This window comes from Spirochaetota bacterium (genome assembly GCA_035477215.1).
GTDB lineage: Bacteria > Spirochaetota > UBA4802 > UBA4802 > UBA5368 > MVZN01.
Window position 1 is genome coordinate 1 of record DATIKU010000033.1, and the last position, 9,857, is coordinate 9,857.

General features: G+C 54.0%; 16 protein-coding genes. 1 reads left to right on the forward strand and 15 read right to left on the reverse strand.

Going from position 1 to position 9,857, the window contains the following annotated elements; translation table 11 throughout:
* On the reverse strand, positions 1-483 hold a 483-nt coding region (locus tag VLM75_07510), incomplete at its 3' end, for a hypothetical protein (protein ID HSV96766.1).
* An 86-nt stretch (positions 484-569) separates the two neighbouring features.
* Between VLM75_07510 and VLM75_07515 the strand changes: the two genes are divergently transcribed.
* Positions 570-797: a hypothetical protein gene (locus VLM75_07515; GenBank protein ID HSV96767.1), complete on the forward strand. Its 228-nt coding sequence runs from the start codon at positions 570-572 to the stop codon at positions 795-797.
* A 5-nt stretch (positions 798-802) separates the two neighbouring features.
* On the opposite strand, the gene VLM75_07520 is transcribed toward VLM75_07515, so the two are convergent.
* The 14 genes from VLM75_07520 to VLM75_07585 all read right to left on the reverse strand — a co-directional run.
* Positions 803-1,666: a hypothetical protein gene (locus VLM75_07520; GenBank protein HSV96768.1), complete on the reverse strand. Its 864-nt coding sequence runs from the start codon at positions 1,664-1,666 to the stop codon at positions 803-805.
* Entirely contained in the window at positions 1,666-1,884 is a 219-nt protein-coding gene (locus tag VLM75_07525; GenBank protein ID HSV96769.1) for a hypothetical protein, read from the reverse strand. The genes VLM75_07520 and VLM75_07525 overlap by 1 nt, the downstream gene beginning before the upstream one ends.
* On the reverse strand, positions 1,884-2,624 hold the full coding sequence (locus tag VLM75_07530; GenBank protein ID HSV96770.1) for a hypothetical protein: 741 nt from the start codon (positions 2,622-2,624) through the stop codon (positions 1,884-1,886). The genes VLM75_07525 and VLM75_07530 overlap by 1 nt, the downstream gene beginning before the upstream one ends.
* On the reverse strand, positions 2,624-4,651 hold the full coding sequence (locus VLM75_07535) for a tape measure protein (GenBank protein HSV96771.1): 2,028 nt from the start codon (positions 4,649-4,651) through the stop codon (positions 2,624-2,626). The genes VLM75_07530 and VLM75_07535 overlap by 1 nt, the downstream gene beginning before the upstream one ends.
* Positions 4,648-4,827 (reverse strand): hypothetical protein, encoded by a 180-nt coding sequence (locus VLM75_07540; protein HSV96772.1) that lies wholly within the window; start codon positions 4,825-4,827, stop codon positions 4,648-4,650. The genes VLM75_07535 and VLM75_07540 overlap by 4 nt, the downstream gene beginning before the upstream one ends.
* Positions 4,828-4,850: 23 nt before the next feature.
* On the reverse strand, positions 4,851-5,228 hold the full coding sequence (locus VLM75_07545) for a hypothetical protein (GenBank protein HSV96773.1): 378 nt from the start codon (positions 5,226-5,228) through the stop codon (positions 4,851-4,853).
* Positions 5,228-6,031, reverse strand: coding sequence for a hypothetical protein (locus VLM75_07550; GenBank protein ID HSV96774.1), 804 nt, complete (start codon positions 6,029-6,031; stop codon positions 5,228-5,230). The genes VLM75_07545 and VLM75_07550 overlap by 1 nt, the downstream gene beginning before the upstream one ends.
* Positions 6,032-6,033: 2 nt before the next feature.
* Positions 6,034-6,420: a DUF3168 domain-containing protein gene (locus VLM75_07555; protein HSV96775.1), complete on the reverse strand. Its 387-nt coding sequence runs from the start codon at positions 6,418-6,420 to the stop codon at positions 6,034-6,036.
* Entirely contained in the window at positions 6,417-6,740 is a 324-nt protein-coding gene (locus VLM75_07560; protein ID HSV96776.1) for an HK97-gp10 family putative phage morphogenesis protein, read from the reverse strand. The genes VLM75_07555 and VLM75_07560 overlap by 4 nt, the downstream gene beginning before the upstream one ends.
* Complete coding sequence (locus VLM75_07565) at positions 6,737-7,048, reverse strand: head-tail adaptor protein (protein HSV96777.1); 312 nt, start codon at positions 7,046-7,048, stop codon at positions 6,737-6,739. Before VLM75_07565 ends, VLM75_07560 begins: the two co-directional genes overlap by 4 nt.
* Complete coding sequence (locus VLM75_07570; protein ID HSV96778.1) at positions 7,045-7,767, reverse strand: hypothetical protein; 723 nt, start codon at positions 7,765-7,767, stop codon at positions 7,045-7,047. Before VLM75_07570 ends, VLM75_07565 begins: the two co-directional genes overlap by 4 nt.
* Entirely contained in the window at positions 7,767-7,961 is a 195-nt protein-coding gene (locus VLM75_07575) for a hypothetical protein (protein HSV96779.1), read from the reverse strand. The genes VLM75_07570 and VLM75_07575 overlap by 1 nt, the downstream gene beginning before the upstream one ends.
* A gap of 90 nt (positions 7,962-8,051) precedes the next feature.
* On the reverse strand, positions 8,052-9,218 hold the full coding sequence (locus tag VLM75_07580) for a P22 phage major capsid protein family protein (protein HSV96780.1): 1,167 nt from the start codon (positions 9,216-9,218) through the stop codon (positions 8,052-8,054).
* 3 nt (positions 9,219-9,221) lie between these two features.
* The coding region (locus tag VLM75_07585) for a DUF4355 domain-containing protein (GenBank protein HSV96781.1) at positions 9,222-9,857 on the reverse strand (636 nt) is incomplete at its 5' end.

Genomic DNA, 9,857 nt, shown 5'->3' on the forward strand with positions numbered 1-9,857 from the left:
TCCAAAAAATAGCGGGTCTTTCGACACGCCGATTGACGGCACCGATAGAATGCGGGGCTCGTAATAGATGTCCTCGTACATGCTCCCCACGGGACGGCCTGAATCGTCCAGCATCGCCTTATCGCAAAACCCCGTTGTCGCTCCCAGCCTGAGAAGCCGCTGCATCGGAGGCCCGAAGTCGTCGAAATGGAAATATATCGTTTGCGTCGCGGGATCAAATAAAAACCCCTCGTCCTGCAATCTCAGCGATTCCCATGTCAGGCACTTTGTATAGGCCACGCTATCGACATAGCACGATCCGACCTTCACAATCGCTGAAGCCTCGTCCTCGTAATACCCGGTCAGGCCATCGCTTCCGGGAACAACCACGCCATCCCAATTTATCCGGTGCCCCCATATTCCGGGCTCGACGTTGATACACGTGTCCCTACGGATAGGGATGTCTATCTCAACGAGGATGGTTTTGTTAAGGGATTCAATCATGTTATTACCGACGGCGCGAAATTATGCTTGACTTTTGCTATGTGCGGTATTATCTTGACTTTATCAACTAAAACGGAGGATGCAAAATGAAAAAGATTATTATACTTATGGTTCTGGTTCTTTATTCCGGGTGCGCAACGTATACCAAAAACGTGGCCGATAAATACTGCGAAAAATCCATCTCGCAGACCGGACAAGTTCGGGAAGCGTACTTCATTAAGATTAAAGTTCAATCTGTTCATTTCGTTGACAAACAAGTCGGTAAAGATGAGTTTGAAAAAATAAACATAGGTGATAAAATAGGACTTTATTAAAATAATCATGTTATTTTTTCAAAGATCAATTCTGAATAATATTCATTGACACCGAGGCTCATCGGGTTCCCCTTGTTTCCTGGGATATTTGTTGCTACGCCGACCTTATGTCTTAGCTCAAAAACTGTTTCAACTGAGAGGCTAATAATACCATTGATCGTTGATCTGGAAGTGGTCGGAACACCTGAGTCTGGAGAAAATTCATTTGACCCATATAAAGAAATGCTTGCAGCAGAAACATTATATAATGCACAGCGATGATCTTCGACATAATATGATGGAGCAGATGCAAAAACTTTATACTTCCCGGGTGGTACTGTTATCTGATTCGACAATAATGATATACCGATATCATTGGTTACGATAGTATTTAAATCACGTGTGAACCAGTTAGTTGATGCAATACCGCCGCCAGGAGTTCCCGATGCCTGTTCTTCGCGGAAATGGGCGATATTCGTGTTTACGTCATGACGGAATACTCTTTTAATATATTGCGTGGATGATAAAAAAATCTCAAACGGCAAATACCTGTTCACGCTGATCGCGGACTGATACCATCCCTGAAGGTCATCACGCCATACCGGCGCGTCATTCGTGAACTCGGCCGTCACGGAAGCACCGGAGGGAATGAGCTTGATGTAGACAAGACCGTCTGCCGGGGAACCGCCTATCGCCTCATCGGCCCCGAACTCGTACAGCGTGCCCCCGACCTCAACCACCGAACCGGCCGCAATCTCGGGTTCGTCGGTCGTGTCATAATTCGTCAGCGACACCGAGCACAGGCCCCGGAACGTGAGATTGTTCGTCACCATCAATGCGGTTATATTGGGATCACCGGCCCCATAATTGCTTACTCTCGTACCCGCCATTATTCCCCCAATTCAAACGGCACTTCGAATTCCTCGCCGTCGATCTCAATGTAATATATCCCGCCCGTGATTCTCGCCTTCTCATCGTCGGCAGTAACCTCTAACGATTCCATCACGCTATCTATTGCCTCTGATATTTCAACACTTCTTTCGAGCCCGTTCTCCAGCACGAAATCCTGCTCCGGTGTCCAGCCCCCACGGAAGACGATAACGCTCATCAATAGACCTCGGTTATAATCAACTGACCGGTCCAAGGGTATTCATACCCGGCTTGCCGGGTGAACTTAGGCCGCTGTTTGAACACGCAAAACATCGGCGTTTCGAACACCAGATCATCGGGCCATATCAGCATCATCCAGGGCCGGAACGTGCGTACGCGCTCGTACATAGACAAGATGGCCTTCCGCTCAAGGTCCGATACCTCTGGGAGATTGATCGTGTATTCGCGAAACAGAACACCGGAAAATCCGTAGACCTGCCTGGTCTCGGAAAACGCGGCCGTGTCTTTCCCGGCGTAGTCGGCGACATGATCCGGTTTCATCGGCGGTCCCTCGGTCGATGGGCCGAGGAACATGTACCCGATCTCGATAAACCCAGAAGTGTTCGCGGCGTCGTCAACGACAATACGCCAGTAAGCATACGTAGCGGCCGTGAACTCGTACGCGGTCACATAGGGGACAACGGTAATGTTCTCGTCGAATGAAGGCGCGGTCCATATGTCGGTCGCGTTGCCCTGAAGCTTCAGCGTTGCCGTGGCGGTGAGATTGTGATTGAGCAGATACAGCGCGGAAACATCGGCACCTATCCCGGCCGCTGTAAGATACTGATCGGTCTTCGCCGCAGTCTTCCACGTCCGGGTCGTGTTCTTGACGATCACGTTGCCAATCGGATTATTGACGTTCTCGGTTGACGGATACAGCGTCGCCACGGCGAGCTTATTGTCCCACAGTATTCGCATCAGTTTTTAACCAGCGACCGCATGTCGATGCGGATCGTCCCGTTTTTTGTGCCCTTCGTCACGTACTCCCCGATCGCAACGCCACCGCTTTCGAATATCACATGCAGCGTGGACGCGCTCGCGGAACTCGCGCCCTGAGCGGCTACGATGTTCTGTGCCAGGTTCTCGTAGACCTCGGGAGTGAGAGGAGCCACGAGTTCATTTGCCCCGCCTTCGCCTGTTATTACCGGTACACCGCCGCGCGTGGCCTGAACAATACCACCCTCGGCAAGCTCGGGAAGTGGCTGCGCCGCTATCAGCGCCGTCTGCGCCGCTCCCATCGCTCCGATAATCGCCGCCATCGCGATCCCAACCCAGGGGGGGCCGGACCTCGCCAGGGCGTTGGTAATGCCGAGAGCGGTATTCATGATCGACTGAGTTATGTTTATGACCTTCGCGCGCTTCGCCGCCTCGTACTCGATCTTGCGCTTCTTCTTGTCGATATCGTCAGCGAGTGCCTGCTCGCGTCGGGCCCGCTCCTCGTCAAGGGCTTCAAGCTTTTTCGTGCGCTGCTTCTCGGTCAGAACCGAGTTATTGATCTGGTCTTCCTGCTCCGCGTACCACTCTTCAATCGCGGTCTGTCTCTGGGTCTGCTCGTTGTCGAGGGCCATTGTCTGATTGGTCGAATACTGCTGGAAAATCGAACTCAGTTGAGACACCGAAGACTGCGCGAACGACACCGCTGTCGTAATTGCCTCAAAGCGCGCCTGCTTCTGCGCCTGCTCCATCTCTTCGGCTTTGGTTAAGATGTCATTAAGCCATTTTATAGATTCCTCAGAAGACTTCTTGTCGGCTTCGGATTGTGCCTGCGCGGCCTTTCTCCGTGACGCTGTTTTCGCGTTGTCGGCATCAAGCGCGGCCTGCTTGCCTACGTTATTGTATACCTCGCGAGTCTTAGCGAGATCGCCCTCGATCTTGCCAACTGCAAATTGATATGTCAGAGCCGCGCGTTTCGCGTCAACAGCGCCCTGCATCGCACTCGCCGCGAGTTGCTTATTGCCAAAAACCCCGTAAATCTTGCTCGCCATTTCGGAGGCGCTGGAAATAATATTGAACTTCAGAGCTTGCATCTGTGCGCCCCATACAGCAACCTGCTGATACGCCATGCGAAAACCGAGCACGGATTTAGCCACAAATTCGCCAACGGCACGGCCGAGATTTATAGTCTTATCTCCTGATGCTATAAGATCGGATAGGAAAAGCTTCACCGTCGGCACAAGCTGTTCTCCGAATGTGCGAAGAGCTATGTCTCCGATGTCGTCCCATGTGGATTTTAAGCCTTCAAGAGTGTTCGATTGCTTGGCCAGCATCTGATAAAATCTTCCACCCTCTCCGGTGGCATCGCGGAAAGCCTGCTTTACCATGTCGCTTGAAATGGCACCCTTCTCCATTTCTTTTTTAAGCAGTCCCATCGACTTTCCGGTCTTCTCGCTCATTACTTGGAGAGGGTTAAATCCGGCGTTAATCATCTGCAACAGGTCTTGACCCATGAGACGGCCAGCACTCGACATCTGAGCGAAGGCAAGAGTCAGAGAGTCAAGTTTTTGCTGGTTACCTCCGGATACGTCTCCGAGCATTTTTAGAGTTGGCACGACCTCTTCAGCGGCTGCACCGAAGTTAAGCAACAACAATGCGTTACGCTGTAATCCCTCACTCTGTAATGGAGTTGCCGCCGCGAAGTCCTGGATTTCCTTTAACATCTTTTGAGCTTCGCCGGAACTACCGAGCATAACGCCAAACGCGACAGCCTGCTTTTCATAAGCACCTGCCGCTTTTAATCCAGCCGAGACTATTCCCTTCAAGGCGACCACGGCAACACCAACGGCACCGGCGGCGGCTATAGAAGCGGTCCTAATCCCTCCGAAAGAAGCCTCCCCGCTTTTCCCGGCTTTACCCATCTCGGATTGTATCTGCCCGAGCTGCTTCCGCATCTCGGTCATGTCGGCCTGGACCTGATAGATGAGCTTTCCCGCGTCGATTCCGGTCATTTCCTGATTACCCTTTTACCGTCTTTATCGGGCGACACCGGGAGATAATCGGGATACTCGTCAACTTCGAGATGCTTCCTCCGGTCATACGGTATCCTCTCCCAGTACCACACAGTGTCATCAATCGTCATTCCATACAGCACTTCAGCGAGCTTCCAGCGATACCATGAGCACACGCCGGATATGATCTCCTCGTACCCTACTCTACGGCCGCGGCCCCTTGTTTTTGCGGCTCTTGCGGTTCCTCCTCCGCGTCCGCATTTTTTTTTTCGGGCTCCGCGAACAGGAACACTATCATCGCGGTCATGGACCTCATATCAAGACGATGTTCAATCCATTCCGGGCTTACCCTATCGTTCTCGGGTACTCGCTGATTTAATATGGTCGCCAACACCTTCATCGCAACCGCGCGGGACTCCTCGTCCTCGTCGGGAGTGCCGAAGCGGCCATACGCGGCCGCATTCTGGCTTATCACCAGCGATGTGATGGCGGGTATTATCGGAACATCAAATACCCGCCCGCCGAGCGTTATAGTCTTGCCTTCCTCGAAAAACTTGTCGGCGTCGAAAGACCTCATTACGAATAACTCCTTTCGTCGATGATCTCATACAGCTGGTCCCCAGCGGTCCTGGTAGTGTCGAGATCGCCAACCATTTCAAACGAGGTCTCCATCACGTCATCGGCGTCGTCGGACGGGAATGTAAACTCGAACCCCTTCGCGACCTTACCGGCGTAGATGGTGAGCTGGAGCTTCTTCCCGTTCGCGTCGGTATGGATGAGGCGGCACACCCTGGGGTTGATCGTGAACTTGCCGCCGCTCGTGAATTTGATCGAGGCGTTCGGCGTGTAGTCATAGTCGATGGTAAGATTCTGCGCGGCCGTGGTGAACGTCGCGCTGTCAATCGGCATCACGCCATACCGTCCGTCAGGCATCAGGACCACGAAATAATCAGTACCCTCGACCAATACAGCGTTTGTGCTGCCGACAACACTGTTGACGGTAATGATTGTTCCGTCTCCGTTCTGGTGCTCAATCGGTATAACCTCGTTAAACACCCATGTCCCCGACACCACAAGCTGCTCTTCACCCCCAACAATCGTACCAGCAACAGGGGTAAGCACGTCAAGGCCCCCGCGCGCGACATTTAGCCTGTTAAGATCGAGTTCAAGCAATCCAGCCGCAAGCTTCGCCTTCTGGTTCTTGATCCTCTTGATGGGCCTACCCGCGTTATCGGTTTCAATCTCGACCTCTTCCCACTCCTCGGTAAAAACGGCCCCGCGAAGCGCCCCCATCGAGGCAAGCGTTTCGATCGATGACCCGATCTGGAAGTCACCGCTCCCAAATATAAACTTGTTAGTATTCGCCGTAACCTGACTCATTATTATTCTCCCTTATACATGATCTGAAAATCGGTCGCGTAATGATAGAGATTCGTCTCATCTTCGCGTAACCGTGTACGACTGAGGTATATTATTTTCGGGATATCAACGCCTCCCGATATACCGCTATAACCCTTCAGCGCGTCGATAATGGCGTTGCTCGCCTGCTTCGCCGTTATGTCACTGGCGGCAAATGCGCTGACCTGAAACCGATAACGCCCAACCTTCGCCTCCGCGATCTCCCCACCAGAAACTTCAAAGAAGCATACCGCCGGGTACGTCGTACTCCGCGGCAACCAGCCCGAATAAATCCTGGTGCTCACGATTGCGGCGAGGGCTGTGCTCGCCTGTAACCGCGCGAGTATTCCGGGTTCAACCAGCGTTGTCATTTCACCGCCTTGAGATTGCGCTGGAATATGCGCTCAACGTCGCGCCTTGAATTATCTCCAGCCGGCCGGAGATAGGGCTGCGCGCGCATCCTCCGCGTGCCGAACTCAAGATACGCCGCGTATGAAGCGTTCGCGCTTACCTCGGCCGTCAAATCAGAGGCTTTTACCTGGTGCGTTATGGACCGTCTCAAATTCCCGGTGTCTACCGGACACGCAAGCTTTGCCCTGGTCTCAATCAGGAGCGCGGATTCATTCAGGGACTTCACGCAAGCGGCCCTGATCTTTGCCTCGACTTCGGCGTGTTTGAGTTCGACTCTCATTCCGTGCGCTCCAAATCGAGTGATAATTGCGCCGTGAAAGGAGGCCTGTTCACGGCGACGACCCGGTATGTATCGCCATCGATAACGGCCGTGTCGGCTGTGATGATATCGAGGTTATCGCAGAGCATGCGATGAGTGAAGAAGTCAGTGGCCTTGCTCGCCGAAAACTTCTGATACGCCGAAGCCGCGTAAACGTGGGCCCGGAACGTCAGGTAGTCGGCCCATGTCTCAGTCGGCTGACCGTTCGCGTCCTGCCCTATCGTGGCGCGGCGCGTGGTCACGTCCTTGTTGTAAAGATCGGGCTTCATATAACCCTCACGTAACGGCCTATCATGCCGACAATGCTCTTCGGATATCCTTCGAGCATATCCTCTGCGGTATAACTGTAGCCGCCGGTGCTCTCCGATTTTAATCCGTGTCGCTTGTACAGGTTATACCCGACCATGAGCGCGGCCACGTAATCGGCACCGCCCGGATAAAGCGTCATCAACACGCCTTCGCCTGCAGCGGTTGCCGCGGTGTCGAGCGTGATTGTCTGCGCGCTCCAGTCCCACGACAGAACTTTACCGGTCATACCGGCGCCACTTATAATGTCATGCCTGATAATACGCTGAAACAATGCGTCAATCTCGTCAGTCTCGTCCAGGAGATACGGGTCGGTGTCGTTGTTAACCTCAATGTCAGACAGCACAGAGCCACCGCTCGAAAACGTGGCCAAGAAGCGCGAGAAATTGACGTTTCTGATGCGCTCGTAATCGGCCTCGACACCAGGTATAATCGCTGAAATCTTTGATTCCACAATCTCATCAACCACGTAAAGGATGGTCCCGCCCCAGGCGGTAGGAATCGTTCCCGTGGCGTAGAAGCTGTTTCCGACCTCAATCGAGGACGTGCCCACGTTCGCAAAATTACCGGTCGCGCCTTTGACCTTGACCGTGTATTTCTGGCCGACCGTGAGTAGCCCCGAAGCCTGGCAGGGGTCCGTCAGGCCCAGGAATGCCTTCACTTGTGCGGTGGTTACGATCATTACTTCCTCGCCTTGATTATGGCCTGCATGATCTCGGGCTTCCTCTCTTCGGGGATGCGCTTCCAGTAGTACCCGGCCGCGCCCGCGACTTTACGGATTTCCTTCTCGTTGTCGGGATCGGAAAAAAATGATTCCACCTGGTCTTCGGAAACATAGATGTCGTTGCCCGTCGGATCAACCGCTTTCCTCGCCATTGCTTTCTCCTCCTGAAATTATACGGCTTGCAAAGCGGCACCTTGATGCCGCCCTGTAAATCGTATTACGTGGATGCCGCGATTTACCCCTTATCCCAGCAACAGCGCGAGGGATTGCGGGTTCATCACCTCGGCGCCCCACACGAGACCGATTTCAAACTTAACCATCCTGTGAAGCCGGTACATGGCCACCTGTATGGCAAGGCCAGTAATGGGATCGGTGACAACGGTCACATCGGCGGCAGAGTCTCCACCTGCGGGCATGATCGGAGGACGTGCGGCCATGTGGATCGCCCGGCGATGGAACGCCATGTTCGCGCGATACGAAGCGCCGGTTTCGATCTCGTCGTTGATCGCGGTCGCCACGAGGAGGCCCGGCTTCTGGATCACGATATTCCCGGCAGCGGCCCCGGATACCGTCGCGGACTGAATGACGTACTTATTCATATCCGTACCGGCTCCCACTTTAGTGGTGTTCCGCATGATGTCCCCGGCAAGAACGGTCCCGAGGTCGGCACCATCGACCGCGATGGTGGTTTCCCCGATAGGTTCTATGGCGGTGCAATCCATGCCAACGCCAGCGGTCCCGGCGGTGTGGTATTTGATCGCAGCCGATTCACGGACCGCGAAACCGTTCAGCGGAAGAAGCTCCCCGCGCCTGAGAGTGGCTTCGGTGTTGGCCGCATAAAACGAGGTCAGCCCCGGGAGGGACCGAAGATTCGCGCCGGCCGCGCTGTCGATTACGAGATGGCGGTCAGCGTCCGGAACTCCGTTGTCGTCGAGTATCTTCCGGAGCTGCGCCGTAACGTCGGCAAACGTCGACGCAAACGGGGTAACGCCCTGGGTGCCATAGGCCCGGCACGCCTTGTAATACAGGGCCGCAAGATCGGCTTCGACCAGGTTCACCAGGGCGCGGAACGCCTCGGAAAACTGATCCTGAACGATCTTGTCCTTCATCGCCCCCAGGCTGACTTCCTCTTCCCCGTTCCACTTCACCGGAGCCTGATACGCTTTATTGAGCGTCATGTCGGTATAGCTGACGGTCTGTTCGCCTTCGTCTGCCGGGGCCACACCGTAAACTATCGGCTGCGGTGTGATGGACGGGACTATGGGGCTGCGTACAGTCTGGCCGTAAGCCGCACCCGCTGCGGTCGCGTCGCGTGAAACCGCCATAATGAGCCCGGTCATTTCGCGGAAGACCTGAGTCGCCGCCTCGTAAATTACCGGGATAAGGCCAGTCAAAGTATTAGCTGCCATTTCTTACTCCTTGTCAATAATAGTGATGCCGCTGTCTGGTTTGGCAGCGGCCGCCTTCTCTGCGGGAGAGAGTTTTTCGAAGTCCGATCTGGTGATCGTTTTACCGGACCGATCTTCGCCCGGAGTCGGAACATCCCTCCCTATGGATTTGAACTTTGCTTCGACGATCTCTTTAAGCTCGGCCTCGCGTGCCTTCTTGAATGTCTCGATGTTCGCCTTCGTGGAGTCCTCGTCAGTACCAACGAGAAAATCAACGTATTCGCCGCTGATCTTCGCGGCCGAAAACTCCTTCGCCACAAGCGACTTCAACGCCTGGCGCTTGAGTGCGGCTTCATCATCAGCAGACTTCTTTTCCATCGCGGCAATCCGCGCCTCAAGCGCGGCTTTCTCGGGGTCTTTCGGAGGGTTCTTCTTCAGGTACTCTTCGGCAACCAGCTTTTCGAGGTTGTTCGTCTTCCAGGTCTCAATGGACTTTTCAACCTCTTTGTCCTTCGCGGACTGGATTGCTTTCTTGCCCTCGTCACCCTCGAGCCACTTCGCGACGATCGCCTTTTCCGATTCCGGCGAAACCTTGCCAAGCTCCGCAAGAAACGCCTTTACAGCGGCGTCGTCCTTGTTATCAGCCAAAAACTTTTTAAT

Bases quoted from the DNA above. Each gene is read 5' to 3' on its own strand.
- VLM75_07515 (HSV96767.1), top strand. From the start codon at position 570: ATGAAAAAGATTATTATACTTATGGTTCTGGTTCTTTATTCCGGGTGC.
- VLM75_07520 (HSV96768.1), bottom strand. From the start codon at position 1,666: ATGGCGGGTACGAGAGTAAGCAATTATGGGGCCGGTGATCCCAATATA.
- VLM75_07525 (HSV96769.1), bottom strand. From the start codon at position 1,884: ATGAGCGTTATCGTCTTCCGTGGGGGCTGGACACCGGAGCAGGATTTC.
- VLM75_07530 (HSV96770.1), bottom strand. From the start codon at position 2,624: ATGCGAATACTGTGGGACAATAAGCTCGCCGTGGCGACGCTGTATCCG.
- VLM75_07535 (HSV96771.1), bottom strand. From the start codon at position 4,651: ATGACCGGAATCGACGCGGGAAAGCTCATCTATCAGGTCCAGGCCGAC.
- VLM75_07545 (HSV96773.1), bottom strand. From the start codon at position 5,228: ATGAGGTCTTTCGACGCCGACAAGTTTTTCGAGGAAGGCAAGACTATA.
- VLM75_07550 (HSV96774.1), bottom strand. From the start codon at position 6,031: ATGAGTCAGGTTACGGCGAATACTAACAAGTTTATATTTGGGAGCGGT.
- VLM75_07555 (HSV96775.1), bottom strand. From the start codon at position 6,420: ATGACAACGCTGGTTGAACCCGGAATACTCGCGCGGTTACAGGCGAGC.
- VLM75_07560 (HSV96776.1), bottom strand. From the start codon at position 6,740: ATGAGAGTCGAACTCAAACACGCCGAAGTCGAGGCAAAGATCAGGGCC.
- VLM75_07565 (HSV96777.1), bottom strand. From the start codon at position 7,048: ATGAAGCCCGATCTTTACAACAAGGACGTGACCACGCGCCGCGCCACG.
- VLM75_07570 (HSV96778.1), bottom strand. From the start codon at position 7,767: ATGATCGTAACCACCGCACAAGTGAAGGCATTCCTGGGCCTGACGGAC.
- VLM75_07575 (HSV96779.1), bottom strand. From the start codon at position 7,961: ATGGCGAGGAAAGCGGTTGATCCGACGGGCAACGACATCTATGTTTCC.
- VLM75_07580 (HSV96780.1), bottom strand. From the start codon at position 9,218: ATGGCAGCTAATACTTTGACTGGCCTTATCCCGGTAATTTACGAGGCG.